At 62.5% G+C, this 18,802-nt stretch carries 15 protein-coding genes; 3 read left to right on the top strand and 12 right to left on the bottom strand.

The window, feature by feature from the left end:
* Positions 1–146: 146 nt before the first annotated feature.
* The 5 genes from EH165_RS10895 to EH165_RS10875 all read right to left on the bottom strand — a co-directional run bounded on the left by EH165_RS10895 (position 147) and on the right by EH165_RS10875 (position 8,170).
* On the bottom strand, positions 147–1,337 hold the full coding sequence (locus EH165_RS10895) for a serine/threonine-protein kinase (protein WP_206425924.1): 1,191 nt from the start codon (positions 1,335–1,337) through the stop codon (positions 147–149).
* A gap of 57 nt (positions 1,338–1,394) precedes the next feature.
* Positions 1,395–2,381: a methylmalonyl Co-A mutase-associated GTPase MeaB gene (gene meaB / locus EH165_RS10890; protein WP_124799470.1), complete on the bottom strand. Its 987-nt coding sequence runs from the start codon at positions 2,379–2,381 to the stop codon at positions 1,395–1,397.
* A gap of 10 nt (positions 2,382–2,391) precedes the next feature.
* Complete coding sequence (gene scpA / locus EH165_RS10885) at positions 2,392–4,572, bottom strand: methylmalonyl-CoA mutase (RefSeq protein WP_124799469.1); 2,181 nt, start codon at positions 4,570–4,572, stop codon at positions 2,392–2,394.
* On the bottom strand, positions 4,569–6,467 hold the full coding sequence (locus tag EH165_RS10880; protein WP_124799468.1) for a methylmalonyl-CoA mutase family protein: 1,899 nt from the start codon (positions 6,465–6,467) through the stop codon (positions 4,569–4,571). The genes scpA and EH165_RS10880 overlap by 4 nt, the downstream gene beginning before the upstream one ends.
* Before the next feature lie 215 nt (positions 6,468–6,682).
* Positions 6,683–8,170 carry a glutamate-cysteine ligase family protein gene (locus EH165_RS10875; RefSeq protein ID WP_124799467.1) on the bottom strand — a complete coding sequence of 496 codons (1,488 nt, stop codon included), beginning with the start codon at positions 8,168–8,170 and terminating at the stop codon, positions 6,683–6,685.
* Between the two features lie 141 nt (positions 8,171–8,311).
* Here EH165_RS10875 and EH165_RS10870 point away from each other — a divergent pair, with 141 nt between their 5' ends.
* Complete coding sequence (locus EH165_RS10870; RefSeq protein WP_124799466.1) at positions 8,312–9,559, top strand: amidohydrolase; 1,248 nt, start codon at positions 8,312–8,314, stop codon at positions 9,557–9,559.
* 198 nt (positions 9,560–9,757) lie between these two features.
* Here EH165_RS10870 and EH165_RS10865 read toward each other — a convergent pair whose 3' ends face one another.
* Both EH165_RS10865 and EH165_RS10860 read right to left on the bottom strand, forming a co-directional pair.
* Positions 9,758–10,615, bottom strand: coding sequence for a hypothetical protein (locus EH165_RS10865; protein ID WP_124799465.1), 858 nt, complete (start codon positions 10,613–10,615; stop codon positions 9,758–9,760).
* Positions 10,616–10,688: 73 nt separating this feature from the next.
* Complete coding sequence (locus EH165_RS10860) at positions 10,689–11,141, bottom strand: gamma-glutamylcyclotransferase family protein (RefSeq protein ID WP_124799464.1); 453 nt, start codon at positions 11,139–11,141, stop codon at positions 10,689–10,691.
* A 166-nt stretch (positions 11,142–11,307) separates the two neighbouring features.
* Here EH165_RS10860 and EH165_RS10855 point away from each other — a divergent pair, with 166 nt between their 5' ends.
* Positions 11,308–12,711, top strand: a complete 1,404-nt coding sequence (locus EH165_RS10855) for an NAD(P)H-quinone dehydrogenase (RefSeq protein WP_124799463.1) — start codon at positions 11,308–11,310, stop codon at positions 12,709–12,711.
* 72 nt (positions 12,712–12,783) lie between these two features.
* Complete coding sequence (locus EH165_RS10850; RefSeq protein WP_124799462.1) at positions 12,784–13,254, top strand: hypothetical protein; 471 nt, start codon at positions 12,784–12,786, stop codon at positions 13,252–13,254.
* 408 nt (positions 13,255–13,662) lie between these two features.
* On the opposite strand, the gene EH165_RS10845 is transcribed toward EH165_RS10850, so the two are convergent.
* The 5 genes from EH165_RS10845 to EH165_RS10825 form a co-directional block, all read right to left on the bottom strand.
* Positions 13,663–14,166: a DUF1707 SHOCT-like domain-containing protein gene (locus EH165_RS10845; RefSeq protein ID WP_124799461.1), complete on the bottom strand. Its 504-nt coding sequence runs from the start codon at positions 14,164–14,166 to the stop codon at positions 13,663–13,665.
* A gap of 76 nt (positions 14,167–14,242) precedes the next feature.
* A complete protein-coding gene (locus EH165_RS10840; protein WP_239020542.1) occupies positions 14,243–16,015 on the bottom strand; it encodes an acetyl/propionyl/methylcrotonyl-CoA carboxylase subunit alpha in 1,773 nt (590 codons plus the stop codon).
* Positions 16,012–16,680, bottom strand: coding sequence for a Maf family protein (locus EH165_RS10835; protein ID WP_124799460.1), 669 nt, complete (start codon positions 16,678–16,680; stop codon positions 16,012–16,014). The genes EH165_RS10840 and EH165_RS10835 overlap by 4 nt, the downstream gene beginning before the upstream one ends.
* Positions 16,677–16,889, bottom strand: a complete 213-nt coding sequence (locus EH165_RS10830) for an acyl-CoA carboxylase epsilon subunit (RefSeq protein WP_124799459.1) — start codon at positions 16,887–16,889, stop codon at positions 16,677–16,679. The genes EH165_RS10835 and EH165_RS10830 overlap by 4 nt, the downstream gene beginning before the upstream one ends.
* Positions 16,886–18,499, bottom strand: coding sequence for a carboxyl transferase domain-containing protein (locus tag EH165_RS10825; protein ID WP_124800470.1), 1,614 nt, complete (start codon positions 18,497–18,499; stop codon positions 16,886–16,888). Before EH165_RS10825 ends, EH165_RS10830 begins: the two co-directional genes overlap by 4 nt.
* Between the last annotated feature and the right edge of the window lie 303 nt (positions 18,500–18,802).

The following is an 18,802-nucleotide window of genomic DNA, read 5'->3' as shown; positions in this document are numbered from 1 at the left end:
GGCGCGATTTTTTCCCGATCGAGGCCTACTGGGGAGGCCCCCACAGAATCTCGCCCTGCAATGGAGCTTGCCATTACGGCTAGTAACCGATGCCGCCGCATCGATGTCTGACTTGTGTGCTGCGGGGCCACTAGGAGTGTGCTGCGTCAGCCGGCGCGGCCTGCCACGGCGTCAACTAACAGCCGCACACCCCAGAAGCCCAGTGCCGCAGCCACTACCAGCACACCGATGATCAGCATCCAGCGCTGCGTGGGGGTCAAAGTAGTCGGCCTGGAAATCCCGGATTTTGCAGATTCCCCAGTGTCTGCTCGTGGTGGAAGGGCGGCCAGGCTTTCGGCAGCATCTGCCGCCCACGGGGGCGGGGGCATCGCAGCAGAAGGGGGTAGCGGCCCTCGGGGCAGGGAAGATCCTGCAGGTGCGCCCTGCGAAGGACGCGCCGACGCGCTGCCGGCTATGGGCGGGAAAGTCAGACGCCCGTCCACTGCGTCGCTTGTAATAGCGGTGAGCAAGGTTCGCGCTTGGGCGAGGCCCATTCGAGCCTGTGGGTCTTTGACGAGTAGGCCTTCAATGATGGGCCGCAGGTTGCCAGCTCGCTCAGGGGAAGGGATGGGATCATTGACCACGGACATCAAAGTGGCAACCGGATTGCTCTTGTCGAATGGCGGCTTACCTTCGACCGTGGCAAAAAGTAGAGCGCCGAGACCCCACGCGTCCGCAGCAGGCCCAGCCTGCGCGCCGGTGGCCACCTCGGGTGCGATGTAAGCGGGCGATCCCAGCAGTAGACCCACTGCCGTCATGGCGTTCTCGGCGGCGCTGCGGGCGATCCCGAAGTCCGTGAGCTTGATCCGGCCGTCGCCACCGATCAACACGTTGCCCGGCTTGACATCTCGATGCGTGATGCCCGCATCGTGTGCGGCAAGTAGCCCGGCAGATACGGCCAGACCTACCGTTGCAGCCTGCCCTTCGGACAGGGGCCCGACCTCTTTCAACACTTCGCCGAGAGACCGCGCGGCTAGTAATTCCATCACAATCACCGGCCCTGTCGGCAGCGTCAAAATGTCATAGAGCGTGATGACGTTGGGGTGCGAGAGCTGCGCAATCGCACGGGCTTCGCGCAGGGTTCGTTCGATGAGAAGGTGGGCCTCTGCTTCGGTGAGGCCAGCAGGAAAGTAAATTTCTTTGATCGCGACGCGGCGACGCAAAGTTTCGTCATAAGCGGCCCACACGGTGCCCATAGAGCCTTTGCCGAGAACCCGATCCAGTCGGTACCGATCCGCGACCATCCGGGTCGGCGCGGGCCCGGGAACCGGGTTCGCAGGCATTTCAGAGGGGGGCACAGCTCCATTGTGGTGCATTAAACAGGGCGAGCGAGGACGCGCGCGTGCGAACGCCCCCTATTCCTTGCGGTCGCGGGCATCGAAGGCGGCGATGATCTGGTCCGCAGCCGTCATGGCTGGTAGTTCGCCTCGCAGTACCGCGGCTTCAATGCCTTCGGAAATAGCAGCGACACCCGGGGATCTGCGCAGCCGCTCGAGCAATTCCTCGCGGACCAGCGCTTGGGTGAAAGCCCATTGCTGCCGAGACCTTTTCGCCCCAAGGCCGACCACGCCCATGCTTTCCCTGTGAGCGGTGACCTGCTGCCACACGGTGTCAACGTCGCCGCCGGTGAGCGCCGAACAGGTAATTGCGGGTGGCACCCAGGAGGTCGAGCCGCCGTGGACCAACCGCAAGGCGCTGCTCAAATCCCGTGCGGCGGCTTTTGCTTCCCGAAGGTGATCGCCATCAGCCTTGTTGACCGCAATCAGGTCCGCGATTTCCAGCACGCCCTTCTTGATGCCCTGCAACTGATCGCCCGAGCGCGCCAGCGCTAACAGGACGAAGGTGTCGACCATGCCCGCGACCGTGATCTCCGATTGGCCCACGCCAACGGTTTCCACCAAAACAATGTCGTAACCGGCCGCCTCCAAGACGGTGATCGCTTGCGCCGTGGCCCTGGCGACACCGCCGAGCGTGCCCGCGGTGGGGGAGGGCCGGATGTAGGCGCTATCGTTGGCGGCCAGCCGCGCCATCCGAGTCTTATCGCCAAGAACGCTCCCGCCGGTGCGGACGCTGGACGGGTCGACGGCAAGCACTCCCACGCGATGGCCAGCTTCAGTCAGCATCGTGCCGAGCGACTCGATAAAGGTGGACTTACCAACACCGGGAACCCCGGAAATGCCTACCCGCCAGGACTTTCCCGCTGCGGGCGCCAAGGCGGCAAGAAGCTCGCGCGCCGCAACGCGGTGGTCTGGACGCCGGGACTCGACGAGGGTGATCGCCTGCGCCATTGCCGAGCGAGAGCCAGCAAGAACCTGTTCAGCGAGCAAGCGCACATCCGTCATACGGCCGTCTTCATGTGCTGGGTGAGTGGTTCAACTGGGCAGCCAACCGCTCCAACAAATCCAGCGCCGCTGCGGGGATCACCGTGCCGGGGCCGAACACCGCAGCTGCTCCTATGTCCAGTAACTCCGGCACGTCGCCGGGCGGGATGACGCCGCCGACCACAATCATGATGTCTGGCCGACCGGCCTTCGCCAGTTCCTGTTTCAAGGCGGGGACCAACGTGAGATGTCCTGCAGCCAGCGAAGAAACGCCGGCGATGTGCACGTCGGCGTCCACCGCTTGCTTCGCAACCTCTTCCGGCGTCGAGAACAACGGACCCACATCGACATCAAAACCAAGGTCGGCGAATGCGGTCACAATCACCTTTTGGCCACGGTCGTGCCCGTCCTGCCCCATTTTTGCTACCAGGATTCGGGGCCGCCGACCCTCGTGCTCTTCGAACGCCGCGGTAGCCGCGAGCACTTTATCGACGGCTGCCGAAGCGCCGACCTCGTTGCGATACACACCGGAGATGGTACGGATCGTCGCGGTATGACGGCCGTAGACCTTCTCCAGCGCATCCGAAATCTCGCCGACAGTGGCTTTGGCCCGTGCAGCATCGATCGCTAGGGCGAGCAGATTACCGTCCAAATCGCCGCCGGTGGTGGTTCCGCCGCGAGCGGCGGATTCGGTGAGTGCCTGCAGCGCTGCCTGCACCGCCTCCGGGTCCCGTTCGGCGCGCAACCGCACCAGCTTCTCCTTTTGTGCTTCGAGGACGGCGCGGTTGTCAACCTTCAAAACATCAAGCGGCTCTTCACTTTCCAGGACAAAGGTGTTCACCCCGATGACGGCCTGCGTGCCGGAGTCGATGCGGGCTTGGGTGCGCGCCGCGGCTTCCTCGATCCGCATCTTGGGGATGCCCTCTTCGATCGCGGCGGCCATCCCGCCAGCCTTCTCGACCTCCTGGATATGGGCCCACGCCTTGTTGGCCAGATCGTGCGTGAGCTTCTCCACGTAGTACGAGCCGCCCCACGGATCGATAATGTCGGTGGTACCGCTCTCTTGTTGCAGCAGTAGTTGCGTGTTGCGGGCGATCCGCGCCGAGAAGTCAGTGGGCAACGCGATGGCTTCGTCCAATGCGTTGGTGTGCAACGATTGTGTGTGGCCTTGGGTGGCCGCCATCGCCTCGACGCAGGTTCGTACGACGTTGTTATACACATCCTGCGCAGTCAGCGACCAGCCCGAGGTCTGCGAGTGTGTGCGCAAGGATAAGGATTTCGGATTCTTCGGTCCGAACTCGCTCACCAACCTCGACCAGATGGCCCGTGCGGCGCGGAGTTTGGCCACCTCCATGAAGAAGTTCATCCCTATTGCCCAGAAGAAACTCAGGCGCGGGGCGAAGGTGTCGACGTCCATTCCCGTGGCCAACCCCGCTCGCAGGTATTCGACGCCGTCGGCGAGCGTGTAGGCCAGCTCGAGATCGGCTGTGGCCCCGGCTTCCTGGATGTGATAGCCGGAGATCGATATCGAGTTGAACTTCGGCATTTTTGCGGCGGTGTAGCTGAAGATGTCCGAGATGATCCGCATCGATTGCTTCGGCGGGTAAATGTAGGTGTTACGGACCATGAACTCTTTGAGGATGTCGTTCTGGATGGTGCCGACCAGCTTTTCCGGCGGTACGCCCTGCTCCTCGGCGGCGACCACATACAGCGCGAGAACCGGCAATACCGCGCCGTTCATCGTCATGGAGACCGACATTTCGTCGAGGGGGATTCCGTCGAAAAGTTGTCGCGCGTCATAGATGGAGTCGATGGCCACCCCCGCCATCCCAACATCGCCAGCCACGCGTGGGTGGTCGGAGTCGTAGCCGCGGTGGGTAGCGAGATCGAAGGCGACCGACAGGCCCTTCTGGCCGGCCGCAAGGTTGCGCCGGTAGAACGCGTTTGAGGCCTGCGCCGTGGAGAAGCCGGCGTATTGCCGCACTGTCCACGGTTGGGTGGTGTACATGGTTGGGTAGGGTCCGCGCAGAAAGGGAGCGAGCCCCGGGTAGGTGTTGAGTGCGTCCAGGCCGTCCAGGCTGCGGGCGGTGTAGAGGCGCTCAACTTCAATGCCTTCCGGTGATGACCACGGTGTCGCCTTGGGCTCGCACTGTGGCTTTATCGCTCCGGGCGTCGAAAAGTCCAGTCCAGAAAAGGATTTCGGGATCGTCATGTCGTCTCCTGCAAATGGGCGCGAGTGCGGTGCAGGAAGGCTAGGGCGTCTACGCCGGCGGCAACCCAATCGTCTACTAGCGGCGCCAGATCCTCAGAGGGCCTGCCGGCCAGGATTATCCATGTGGCTCCGGCGGCCCGCAGCCCGGCAATGACGTCGACGGCGGAATTTACATACGCAGCATCTGTTCCGGTTACGGCAACCACGCCTGCGCCACTGCGCGTGAACGCGGCGACCACGTCGGCCGGTGTAGCGGTGGTCCCCGCGGCGTCCACGGTGATGCCACCTGCCGCGCAGAGGTTGGCAACAAACGTGGCACGCGCCGTGTGCTGGGCGACACTGCCCAGTGTTGCCAGAAAAAGTGTTCCACTGCAGGGAGCGTCGCGCATTTCTTCGAATTCCTCCGCGTACCGGATGGCAGGGAGAGCGCCGGGACGCGGTTTCGTTCCTGACGTTGGCGGCCGGTTGCGATCGAGGAGCTGCTCGCCAGTCAGCGGAAACTCGCTGACGCCGGTCAGAGGCCTTTTACGCCGAGCGATGTCCGCGGAACGCGCTACTGCCGCGGCGTGAACACGTGCTGCCAACGACCCGTCGGCGAGCGCCGCGACGACGCCGTCCGATTCTTCGATCAGCTGGAACTGGGCCCACCCAGCGCGGGCGGTGGCGTCGGTGAGCTCCTCGACCGCATAAGCGCCCCCGGCAGGATCAGTGACCTTGGCAATATGCGATTCGCTGATGAGGACGGCAGACGTATTGCGAGCAATGCGGCGCGCCAGCGTATTCGGCTCACCCAGTGCGTCGTCAAAGGGCAGCACCGTGATGGCCGCTGCGCCCCCGATACTGGCGGCGAAGGCTGCAATCGTCGTGCGCAGAATGTTCACCCAGGGGTCGTAGCGCGTCATCATCGGGCGTGAGGTCACCACGTGTTGCAACTGACCGCGAGCCGATTCGACTACTCCGGAAAGTTCGCACACCCGGTGCCACAGTGTTCGCGCCGCACGAAGTTTCGCGATCGTCAAAAATTGGTTATCGGTTGCGGCGTAACGGAATTCGATGAGGCAAGCGGCTGTGTTGACATCGATGCCAGAATCAACCAGAGCGCGCAAGTAGAGGGTGCCGGCGGCCAACGAATAACCGAGTTCCTGGGCGTCGGTCGCTCCGGCGTCGTGGACAGCCGTGGCATCAACCACCACGCCGCGAGTTCCGAGTCGAGCCGCTATCGCGCCCACTTCGCCAATGGTGGCCGAGACTGCAGCGGAAGCTGTTGCAGCGCAACCAGGATCGACTCCACCTGACCGGACGAGGGAAGCAAGCGGATCAGCGCCAAGATTGCTGGTCGGAGCGCTTCTTAGCACGCGCGTGGTGAGGATGCTGTCAAAGGCAACGGCTACGGCAACGGGGTCGACGTCGTCGTCGCAGTCAAACACCACCGGGCCGAAGTCGAGGTACACGCCGTCGAGAACCGTTGCCAAGTCTGCGATATCGGTGCCAGTTGCGCCCACGCGAAGCCAGAGCGAAACCGCGCCGCCCCGTAAATCCAAGAGGGCAATCCGGTTCGCGGCAGCGGGGTCCGATTCGGCGATGTAGGTGCGGATGTCCCAGCCGTCGGCGGTGGTTTCTTCGGACTGGGGTGCAGCAGAGCCACGGGTGAACGGTGCGTGGCCTGGCAGTCCTAGTTCGGGGAGCCCAGCGGCGGATTCGGCGGTACCGAGCGCTGGAACGACGATGCCGTCTTCGCTTCGGCGAGAAAGGCTTGCAAGAGCCAGCGAATCGGAAGCATCTGCAGCCAGCCTGCCCGCTTTGCGTAGTACAGCCGCAGCAGCCGCGTCCCATCCCTGCCGGGTTGGGACAGCGGTGTTGCCCAGTAGGGGCAGCTCTTCGCTGAGTGCATCCATGGCTTTGATGGTGGCAAAGTTACTAACAATTAGCTAGTGCGGGTGCAGTGGGGAACAACACCGCTCGTGCCTGAGTCTGGCTCTGGCTCTGACTGTGAATGTAACTGTGCTTGTGGCGGTGGCCACCTGCGCGAGGAGCCGACGCCAGACATATGCCCGCTGCGTGCCTGTTCGCACCTGCGGAGATCGCCCCAGGTGCCAAAACCGTCGCAGCATTATCTCGCTGTCGGGATCTCCCACGTGTGAACAGGTTCGTTGGAGTGCATGCCGTCCGCATACAGGCGCAACATCGCGTTCAGAGCGTCGATACGGCCCAGGCCTCGGCTCTCGAAGGCCTCGACGGTCTGCACCTGCCAGGAGGCGCCATTGCTGCGGGTTTTACAGCGGTCTTCGACAATCCCCAAGAAACGGTCGCGCACGGCTGCAGACACGCCCCAACGCTCGAGTCCCTCGTGAGCAATCGGTAGGAGGTGACGCAGGATCAGCTCGTCCCAGGGCACCTCGCCGAAGCCGGGCCAGTAGAAGGTCGCATCGATACCGCGGCGGGCACCGGAGTTGAAGTTTGACTCGGCGGCGGCGAAGCTCATTTTGGACCATACGGGCCGCTCGTCCGCGGCGAGCATCTTGACTGCGCCGTAGTAGAAGGCGGCGTTGGCGAGCACGTCGGCGACGGTCGGACCCGCTGGCAATACGCGGTTCTCGACCCGCAGGTGAGGCTGCCCGTTGTAGACGTCATAGACGGGTCGATTCCAGCGATAGACCGTCCCATTATGCAGCCGAAGCTCCTGCAGTTTCGGCACGCCGCCTGCCGCTAAAACGGCTTCGGGATCTTCGTCTGTGGTTTCGGGGAGCAGCGGGGAGAAGTAACGGACGTTCTCTTCGAACAGGTCGAAGATGGACGTAATCCAGCGCTCACCGAAGAACACTCCCGGCCGCACACCCTGGTTGCGAAGCTCAATGGAGCGGGTGTCGGTGGCCTGCAAAAACAGTTCAGTGCGGGTTTCGGCCCATAGCTTCTTGCCGAAAAGGAATGGAGAGTTGGCTCCCAGCGCCAATTGTGGACCTGCCAGGGTCTGTGCGGCGTTCCAGTTCGACGCGAAGTCGGCGGGGGAAACCTGAAGGTGCAGCTGGACCGAAGTGCACGCCGACTCGGGCGCGATGGTGTCCGCGTCCATTCGTAGCGACTCGTTGGTTCCGGTGATCGATAGTTCTAGATCCTCCCGGCGGGCGCTGAAAATGGCCTCGTTCAGCGCCGCGTACCGGGGGTTCGCGCTCATCCACTCGGTAGTGAAGTGTTCGGGCTGCAGCGTCGGCAATATGCCGATCATGATGATGCTGGAGCCGACTTCGTTGGCCTTGAGCTCGGCATGGTCCAGCGATGCTCGGAGTTTCGTTTCCAGCTCGAGCACAGCGTCGCCGGGCATCGCCTGCGGGTCGACGTTGAGCTCGATGTTGTACTGCCCCAGCTCGGTTTGGTAGGACGGGTCGGCCAGATTGGCCAATACCTCCGCATTTGCCATCGCTGGTTGGAACTCAGAGTCGACAAGATTGAGTTCTATTTCCAGTCCGGTGAGCTGGCGGTCGAACTCGAATGTGTGCTCAACTAGCATCCGCTCGAACACATCAAGACACTGGCGAACCTTTTCGCGGTAGAACTTGCGCTGTTCACGAGAGAACTCTTTCAAGCTGATGTCGTCGCCCACCGGGAACCTCCGCCGCTGTGGGCCGAGGGCCCGGATCAGTGGGATAAGCCAATCACAAACACGCCTACGCCGGTGACCAAGGCCTGCACCACGGGCACGTCTTGGCAGAAATACTGAGCCGCGGTAACTAAACTCCACTGCATGTCCTCGGCCCACAACTCGCACAACAGGCCAGTCGTACCGCCTGCCGGTATCCCAGACCTGGGCACCGGGCACGGCCCAGACTGGCTCGACAAGTTTTTGCAGGACAATCTCGCCACGGTGTTGGAATGGCGCCGGGACATCCACGCGCACCCCGAGTTGTCACATCTGGAGCACCGCACCACCGACTTCATCGCCTCAACCCTGGACGACGCGGGCATTGTCAGCAGGATCTTTCCCGGCGGCACCGGCCTGATGGCCGAAGTCGGCCCTGCTGGTTCCGAGTACCGCACGGTGGGTCTTCGGGCTGACGTTGACGCGCTTCCGCTGCCTGAAGCAACCGGCCTGGGGTTCTCGTCCACTGTGGAGGGGGTGTCCCACGCCTGTGGTCACGACGCGCACCTCGCCATTGTTTTAGGCGCAGCGCTTGCTCTCAACAGCGCTCCCGACCTGCCCGGCAGGGTGCGGTTCCTGTTCCAGCCTGCAGAAGAGATCCAGCCGGGCGGCGCCTATGACGTCGTAGAGGCCGGCGGAATCAATGGTGTAGACAGGATTTTCGCGCTGCACTGTGATCCGCGCACCGAAGTGGGAAAGGTAGGGCTCAAGGTCGGGCCGATTACTTCGACCGCGGACGTGATTGAAATCAGGCTGACGAGCCCAGGTGGCCACACCGCCCGACCGCACCTGACGGGCGACCTGGTGTTCGGGTTGGGTGTCTTGATCACCGGCTTGCCCACAATGTTGACCCGGCGGATGGATCCGCGCAGTGCGCCGGTGCTGGTGTGGGGGGCCGTCGATGCGGGGAAGGCTGCCAACGCCATCCCGCAATCCGGTTCGCTCAAGGGCACGCTGAGGATCATGCAACGCGAGGCCTGGGATGCAGCCGAACCGTTGCTCGCGGAGCTAACCACCGAATTGTTGGCGCCGCTGAAGCTGACGCACGAATTCATCTACACCCGCGGCGTACCACCGGTTGTCAATGACGAAGAGTCCGTCGAACTGTTGCGCGAGGGGATCGCTGCCGGCCTGGGTGAGGCGGCTATCACCACCACCGAACAGTCCACCGGTGCGGAGGATTTTGCCGTCTACCTGGATCACATCCCCGGAGCGCTAGCTCGGCTCGGCGTGTGGGATGGGCACAGTAAACAGGTAGACCTGCACTCGCCGACGTTCGAACTGGACGAGCGAGCGATCGCCGTCGGGATCCGAACCGTGGTGAACGTGGCCCTGGCGGCGCTAAAAGTCTAGTAGCGACTGTGTCGCGCACGCGTGCACCCACCACGTTGAGACCCCAGGCACATTGCATGGACCAGGTTCCCTCAGCGCTTCTGGACCGGCAGAGATATCCCGTGATGGAGAGCATTGATCACCAGAGTCGCTTCACCAATTGCTTCCTCGGTGACCCGCACAGACGTGACGAGCGAAGGCTCAGTGCTATTCGTCCACTTAATTATATACAGCCGACTCCCATGCTTCAAGAGCACACCAAGCAAAACGTGAAACTTTCACCCTCTCGCGCCCAGCCTTGAAGCCTTGAGAATCCGCACCCAGAATTTCAAATTCGAGTTTGATGAACTTGAGAGGTCCAAGTCGGTTGACTTTGATCGTAAAGTTCTTTTTCTTTAGAAGCTCCAGTATCTGTAATGCCTCGTGAATTGTCAGGCCTTCAATATAGTAAGTCGACCCAAAAACTAATCTGGCGTAAACATCATCATCAAGACTAAACATCGCGAATTCGATAAACCCTTCGCACCCAGAGCAGTCGAAAGTGACGAAGCCACACCCCGCGTGCGCATCAAATTTGTTATCGTAAGTCACTGCGCCCACATCGTTTTGGAGCTGAGATAGCAGTATCTGCCGAGCGTCAAAATCAGATCGGGCTGCCCTCATCCGGCGCGAATATTGATCACCGCGGGAGGTAATGACGTTCTGAAAGACCCAGAATTCCTGATCGTCGGGCACTGGTATCAACGTCAAGACCTTCCCGTCTGCTAGAACTCTCACCCTCCCTTTTTCGAGGTTATTATAGATTTCTGGGGTGAGCGCAAGTTTGAGAATTTCTTCTTGTTCAAACTCGGGAGGTTCAGTATTAACGCGTTTGTAAAAACGCAGCTCGCATTCCCATTTCCACGGCAAGGATATCTTTTTGGAAAAATAGGGTTGCACTTCTTGAACGCCATCCAGCCTGACGCTGACGTACCGTTCAGGATTTTCAAGCGTAGATACCGCAAAATATCTATTTTTCAGAGAATCAAAAAACGTGGTGGTGGAACCATCCGCATTCAGCCATGGCTCGCAGGTCATCTCTGCAATTCCTTTTTTTCGTGGAGCTTCGGAGGTGGCTTCTCGTGGGCGTGGAGCGAGAGATTTCGATTGCTCAGGTGCCGTTGGACCGGCACGGACGATGCCGCAATTCGGTGACGTAATCGCTAGGCGCCCCGGCAGCTTCTGCCGCATCGGCGATGACGCCGAGGTAGCGCGCCGATGGCAGCCCGCCCTCGTAGGCGACAAGGACGTACAGCCACGCCAGCTGGTCGCCGTTGAGCGTCCGGACCCGCAACCGAATCTTCTCGTAGACGCCTAGATCAGCGCCTTCCCACGAGTCCAAATTTTTCTCATCAGCCTCGGCCATGTCGTAAAGCACCACAAAGACGGAGGCAGTGGCGTCCTCGACGATGGTGGTGAGCGAGCCCTCCCACCCGAGGTCCTCGCCGCCGAACGTCAAACGCCAACCGGGTAGGTAACCAGCCCCGGCCATGGGCGATGACGGGCATCGCTGAAGCATCTGGGCGGGGTCCATATTCGAGCCGTAAGCGGCGTAAAGCGCCATAGGCTGTGAGCTTAGTGGGTTATCCCGTGCGTGGGCGGGCCTGCTGGCACGGGATACGGTTGACGGGCTGCGGGCGCACCACAGCGTCGAGCCGGAGTTGAAACAGGCATTGCTGCCCTGACCCGGCAACAGGCACGGCATTTCAACGTAGGGAGCGAAAAAAACAATGCGGATCGTCATCATTGGCGCAGGGCCAGCAGGCTACGAAGCGGCACTGGTCGCTGCGCAGTACGGAGCCGAAGTGACGTTGGTGGAAACCGACGGGGCCGGCGGCAATTGCGTCCTCTACGACTGCGTCCCCTCCAAAACCTTTATAGCCTCGGCGGGCGGGCGCACCGCTGTCCGCGAGGCCGATCAACTGGGTATCCAGGTATCAATCAACGAAGTGGATGTCGATATCGCACGCGTCCACGCTAGGGTGTCGGCGTTAGCGATGGCGCAGTCCAACGACATACGTAGCGGGCTCCTCGCCGCTGGCGTCACGATGTTGTCTGGGCACGCTCGTTTTGTTGATGAGTCAACGGGTCTGGCGCTCCATAATGTGGAAGTAACAGCCCTCGATGGCAGCATCATCAACTTGCAAGCCGAAGCCGTTTTGATTGCTACGGGCGCGAGCCCCCGGGTCCTTCCGACGGCGATCCCGGATGGCGAACGGATCCTGACGTGGCGCCAGGTCTACTCGCTCAGTGAGCTGCCGGAGCACCTCATCATCGTGGGCTCGGGTGTTACGGGTGCCGAGTTCGCCTCCGCCTACACGGAACTCGGGGTGCGAGTCACCTTGGTGTCCAGCCGAGACCGGGTGCTGCCGCACGAAGATGCGGACGCGGCGGCCGTCATCGAAGAGGTGTTTGATAATCGCGGCGTGACGCTGGTGAAACATGCGCGCGCCGACCTCGTGGAGCGGGAGGGTGACCAGGTGCGGGTGACGCTCGCCGATGGCCGCAAAATCGTCGGGTCGCATTGTTTGATGACGGTCGGGTCGGTTCCCAACACCGTCGATCTTGGCCTGGAGAAAGTCGGGATCGTCACTGGCCCAGGCGGTTTCATTCCCGTAGACCGGGTATCGCGCACGTCTGTCGCAGGTATTTATGCCGCGGGCGACTGCACCGGCGTGTTGATGCTCGCCTCGGTTGCGGCCATGCAGGGGCGTATTGCAATGTGGCATTTCCTTGGCGACGGGGTGCCACCGCTGCGGCTGAAGACGGTGTCCGCCAACGTGTTTACTCATCCCGAGATCGCCACGGTTGGCATCTCGCAGGCGGAAGCCGACGCGGGCCTGGTGCCGTGCCGCGTGCTGATGCTGCCGCTGGCCACCAACCCTCGGGCAAAAATGTTGGGCCTGCGCTACGGTTTCGTCAAAATCTTCGTTCGCCCGGCCACCGGCATCGTCGTCGGCGGGGTGGTGGTAGGACCGGAGGCAAGTGAGCTGATCCTGCCCATGGCGCTGGCCGTTCAGAACCGCTTAACGGCAAAAAATCTGGCCTACACCTTCAGCGTTTACCCATCGCTGACCGGTTCGATCACCGAGCTGGGCCGTCAGCTGATGCATTTTGACGGGGATCTTGGCTGAAATCAGTGTGACGTGGGGCCACGGTGGGGCCCCAAGCTGGTAGCCCGTGCGGCCGTGCCCTAGCTTCAGGGGATGCACTTTGACTATTTCTCAGCGCCCAGCGACGATCTCGCCGTTTCCATGGTCGACTACGGTCCGGTGGCGGCTCCGGCAAACCCCAACGGGACAGCGCAATGGGACACTGTTTCCGTGTCAGGTGTCGAGCCCTCCATTCAGCTCTTAGAACTTCAAGAGCTTTTGACGGGCGTTGAGTTTGACGAGATCCTTGACATCCCGCGGGCAGGTGACACCCTGCAGACCAGCGTCGAGTCCGAAGCGATGGTTGTAACGATCACCGACGCGCTGCAGGCTGTCCTTGCCGACAGTAAAGACGATTCCCTCGCCGGTGTCGCTGCGGAATGGGCGACATCCGAAGAGTTCGGCGGCGCCGTCGAAGCCGCGTATCTCGAGACGTTCTTGCATCAGCTGGTGGGGCTGGCCAGGCGCGCGCGGGCACGCGGCGAACGCTTGTATTGCTGGGTCAGCTTCCACGCAGCAACCTAGCTTCGGATTGTCGCCGTCGGCTCGCCGCCGCATCTAGTGGTGCCTCGGCGCGGTCGGTTGGCGCGGTCTGTTCGTGCGGTCTGTTGGTGCGGTCTGTTGGTGAGGTCTGTTCGTGCGGTCGGTTGGTGCGGTCGGGTGGTGCGGTCTGTTCGTGCGATCGGTTTAGGTCCGTGCGACTCCTATTGCGATCGCACCAAACTAAACCGATCGCGCGAGCGTGGGGCCCAACCGAAACCCGAGGGTGGGGCCCAACCGAAACCCGAGCGTGGGGCCTAAACCGATCGCGCGAGCATGGGGCCCAACCGAAACCCGAGCATGGGGCCTAACCGAAACCCGAGCGCGGGGCGGGACCCAAGCCCGAGCGCGGGGCGGGACCCAAGCGCGAGCGCTCGGCGGGCCGCGCACGGCCTATCTCCCCTTGTTGATGAATGGCCCCAATACGGCCCCGCTCAACGGGACCAGCAAAAAGAAGTACCAGAGCCCGGTGATGAAAAACAGGCCAAGCGCCAGAAACGGCATTGCAGCGATCAACGCTATGAGTGTTTTATTCGGACCCGCCACCGGGGAGAGCGTCTGCGAACTGCCTGCAACGCCCGAAGGGCCCGCGAGGGCAACGCCCGGAGTGCCCGCGAGGGCCAGTGCGGCGCCCACCGGACGGGGCTCGGGGAGGTCGCCGAACACCGCGTCCACCTCGTCCATGGTGCGGGCATTGGCTACCACGGTCGACCTCTCGTTAAATTCCTCGAGGTTCAGCCGCCCGAGACCCAGGTGCTCGCTCAGCGCGGTCACCGCCGCATTACGATCGACGTCCCCGATGCGGACAGCGGGCAGTTTTCCGCCCCCTTGCCGGGGTTCAGCTGGGCCGGGTTCACCTGGGCCGGGTTCAGATTGGTCGGGTCCAGGTAGCGCCATGGATACGTCCTTTCGATTCGGCCGGGCCGTCGCTCGAGTATGCGCCAAGGGCAGCAGAGGAGTGACGGAGGTGCGCCTACTTCAATTCAGCAATGACGGCGCCGTTGGCGACTGCCGCGCCCACCACGGCGATCAAATTCGTGACAGCGCCGTCCTTATGCGCGGTCACCGGGTTCTCCATCTTCATGGCCTCGAGCACGCAGATTAGATCACCCGTCGCCACTTCTTGGCCCTCGCTGACCGCAAGCTTGACGATGGTGCCCTGCATCGGAGCCAGAACGGCGTCGCCGCTGACGGCTGACTTGCTGGAGCCCGCAGTGCGTTTGGCTTTGGCAGGCCCGGTGCCGGAACCGGCTGCTGCGCCCCCGACCAACCCGGCAGGGAGCGAAACCGAGATCCTTCGACCGTTTACCTCGGCCACGATTACCTGGCGCGCGCCGCCGTCACCGGCATCACCTGCGCTTCCAGCGGCGCTGAAGGGCTCGATCCGGTTGTTGAATTCGGTTTCGATCCAGCGGGTGTGGACCTTGAAAACCCCGTCTGGGGCGGTGAAGTCGGGGTCGGCGACTACAGCGCGATGGAATGGCAACACAGTCGCCATCCCCTCGACGCGCATCTCGGCCAGGGCCCTGCGGGAGCGGGCGATGGCCTCGTCTCGGGTTGCGCCGGTGACGATTACTTTCGCCAGCAACGAGTCGAACTGACCTCCGATGACGCTGCCCGATTCGACGCCGGAGTCCACCCGGACCCCCGGTCCGGCGGGCGCCAGGAACGTCGTCACTACCCCGGGGGCTGGCAAGAAGCCGCGGCCGGCGTCTTCGCCGTTGATCCGGAATTCGATGGAATGCCCCCGGGGTATCGGGTCATCCGCGACACGCAAAACCTCGCCGTCAGCGATGCGGAATTGTTCACGCACCAGGTCCAAGCCCGATGTTTCTTCTGAAACCGGGTGCTCCACCTGAAGTCTCGTATTGACCTCCAGGAAGCTGATCGCCCCGTCACGCCCGACGAGGAACTCGACGGTCCCCGCGCCGTGGTAGCCGGCTTCGCGGCAAATCGCTTTGGCGGAGGCGTGAATGCTGGCGCGTTGTTCGTCGGTGAGGAACGGGGCCGGCGCTTCCTCCACCAGCTTCTGGTTACGCCGTTGCAGGGAGCAGTCCCGGGTGCCGACAACGATGACGTTACCGTGGGTATCGGCGAGCACCTGCGCTTCCACGTGACGCGACGAGTCGAGGAATCGCTCGACGAAGCACTCGCCGCGGCCGAAGGCGGAGATGGCCTCGCGGACTGCCGAGTCAAATAGTTCGGGTATCTCCTCCATGGTGCGCGCCACTTTCAGCCCGCGACCGCCACCCCCAAATGCGGCCTTGATGGCAACCGGAAGCCCAAATTCGGCTGCGAACGCCAGAATTTCGTCTGGTCCGGATACCGGGTCTTTGGTTCCTGGGACCAATGGTGCACCGGCTCGCATCGCGATATGACGCGCAGTCACCTTATCGCCAAGGTCGCGGATAGCCTGTGGTGTCGGGCCGATCCAGATCAGCCCGGCGTCGATGACCGCCTGGGCAAACTCTGCGTTTTCCGACAGAAATCCGTACCCCGGGTGTACCGCGTTGGCGCCGGCTCGCCGCGCCACATCCAGAAGCTTTCCTGCGTCCAAGTACGTCTGCGCCGAGGTCTCGCCGTGCAGCGCGTATGCCTCGTCCGCCGCGCGGACATGGACCGCGTCGCGATCCGGATCCGCGTACACCGCAACGGATTTCAGGCCTGCGTCGGCGCACGCCCGGGCTACGCGGACCGCAATTTCACCGCGGTTGGCAATCAAAACCGTATGCATGGCACTGGTCATTTGTTCACTGCTCCTTGGTGGCCGTTGCCCTCGGCGCCGGGACGTGTGCGCCAGAGGTCAGTGACCCTAATGTCGACCTCGCGCAGCAGCCTGCGGGTCAGGGGGAGGGATATGCCGACCACCGATGACGGGTCGCCGATCACTCCATCGACGAACCACCCACCGTAGCCGTCGAGGGTGAAACCACCGGCCACTGCCAGTGGTTCGCCTGTGGCGAGATAGGCGTCCAGTTCCTCATCGCTGGGGTCGCCAATCTGGACCGAGGTAGAGCACGTGCCCGACGCAGTTGACGTCACGACCCCGCCAGAGATCCGCAACACCAAATGTCCGGTCAGCAGATCACCCGCGCGGCCGGTCATCTGGGCCCAGCGACGGCGCGCCGTTGCTTCGTCATGCGGCTTACCGATCAGCTCATCGTCGAGGTGCAGCATCGAATCACACCCAACCACGACAGCATCCGGATGCTGCTCGCGCAGCGCGCCAGCAACGAACTCCGCCTTCGCTCTCGCCAGGATGACCACGAGGTCGGCGGGCAAGGCGGTGGGGTTGGCTGCGGCTAAGGCGTCTTCGTCGATACCCGAAACATGAACCAGCGCATCGATTCCCGCCGCTGTGAGTACCGCCTGGCGTGCGGGGGAGGCTGACGCAAGGATGAACGTCGTCATCGGCCGACCCCCGACATCCACCAAGCGTGCTGACCGGGCGCCACGACTCCCAGACGATGCGCAGGGCTGCCCCAGGCAGAACGCGGGGCGGACTCGCTGGTCTTGCTGTTGCCGGTCGCCAACGCAGCTATGACGGCGATGACCGCCGCCGCATCCTCATCGTCCCGATCGCGGGTGCTGCCAACGGCCCGTTCCCGATCCGGCGTCACAGCGGAATGTTTCCGTGTTTGCGCGTGGGCCGCGTTTCTCGTTTATCGGCAAGTACCCGCAATCCGCGCACCAGCTGAATGCGAGTGGCAGCGGGAGCGATGACTTGGTCGATGTATCCGCGGTCGGCCGCGATATAGGGGTTGAGCAATGTGTCCTCGTAGTCTGCTTGGAACTTCGCCCGCAACGCCTCGACTTCTTCAGCGGCTGCGGCAGCAAGTTCCTTGCGATAGAGGATGTTTACGGCCCCCGGCGCGCCGAGTACGGCGATCTGGGCGGTCGGCCAGGCGAGGTTGATATCAGCGCCGAGGTGCTTTGACCCCATCACGTCATAGGCGCCGCCGAAGGCCTTGCGGGTGATGACGGTGATGAGGGGAACGGTGGCCTCTGCGTAGGCGTACAGCAGTTTGGCGCCGCGCCGGATAATGCCATTCCACTCCTGGTCGGTGCCCGGCAAGAAGCCCGGAACGTCCACAAAAGTAATGACGGGGACGTTATAGGCGTCGCACGTGCGGACAAACCTGGCAGCCTTCTCCGATGCGTTGATATCCAGGGTACCGGCCAGTGCCAGTGGCTGATTCGCCACGATGCCAACGGGTTTGCCCTCGATGCGGCCAAAACCGATCAGCATGTTCGGGGCGAATAATTCCTGAACCTCCAGGAACTCTTTTTCGTCCAGCACCGCCTCGATCACCGTGTGCATGTCGTACGGCACGTTCGCTGAATCGGGGATCAACGTGTCAAGGGAGGTATCTAGGTCGGTGATTTCAAGAATCCCCGGATCCGAAAAGCCCTCCAACACAGGGGGAGCCGACAGGTTGTTGCTCGGAAGGTAGGAGAGGAGTTCCTGCACATAGGAAATCGCGTCTGCCTCGTCAGCGCCCAAATAGTGGGAGACCCCGGACCGGGTGTTGTGCGTGCGGGCGCCTCCGAGATCCTCAAGAGTGACGTCTTCGCCGGTGACGGCGCGCACCACGTCCGGTCCGGTGATGAACATCTGGGAGGTTTGGTCCACCATCACCACAAAATCGGTGAGTGCGGGGGAGTAGACGTGGCCGCCGGCGGCGGCGCCCATGATGAGCGAGATTTGCGGCACCACTCCGGACATGTGCACGTTGCGCTTGAAGATTTCCGCATAGAGACCGAGGCTGACAACGCCCTCCTGAATCCGGGCGCCACCCCCCTCATTGATGCCGACGACGGGCCGGCCAGTCTTGAGGGCGAAATCCAACACCTTGCAGATCTTTTCGCCGTAGACCTCACCCAGTGAACCGCCGAAAACCGTGACATCCTGGGAGAAGACTGCGATCTCGCGCCCATTGACCGTCCCATAGCCGGTGACGACGCCGTCGCCGTAGGGCCGGTTCTTCTCCGAACCGAAGTGGGTGTTGCGGTGCCTGGCGAAGGCATCAAATTCGACGAAGGAGTCTTCGTCGAGAAGCATCGCGAGCCGCTCGCGAGCCGTGTTCTTGCCCTTGGCATGCTGGCGCTCGACGGCGGCTTTGGCGCCGGCGTGGATCGCGGCCTCGTTACGTGCTGCGAGATCTTGCAGTTTCGCCGCAGTTCCGTGGGGCGCCGCTGCGGGGGAGGGTGAACGCGCGGGGAAGGACATGTCTGCTGGGTTTTGCGGATCTGCTGTACCGGCCTGAGTCACCGCTGGCCCTTCGTCTGGTGTCGCAACAAATTAACTATGGCAATAATGAGTAGTCCCACTGTAATAGCGAAGCTCGAAGGTGCTGTCGGGCGGTAACGCGAAGGCGTGCCACCAAGAGATCTGGGCGTCGGTAATCTGCACTGACCACCGCGAGTGAAAGCAGCGCACCCAGCAGCGCACCGCACAGGACCCACGATGACGGGCGAACGATGGCAGAGGACAGATGACACGTGATTGCGACCTAGACGAGCATGCAGCCCT

The sequence above is a fragment of the Nakamurella antarctica genome (assembly GCF_003860405.1).
GTDB classification, from domain to species: Bacteria; Actinomycetota; Actinomycetes; order Mycobacteriales; family Nakamurellaceae; genus Nakamurella; species Nakamurella antarctica.
The sequence above is the reverse complement of the archived record's forward strand: the minus strand, read 5'-3'. Positions and strand labels throughout refer to the sequence as shown.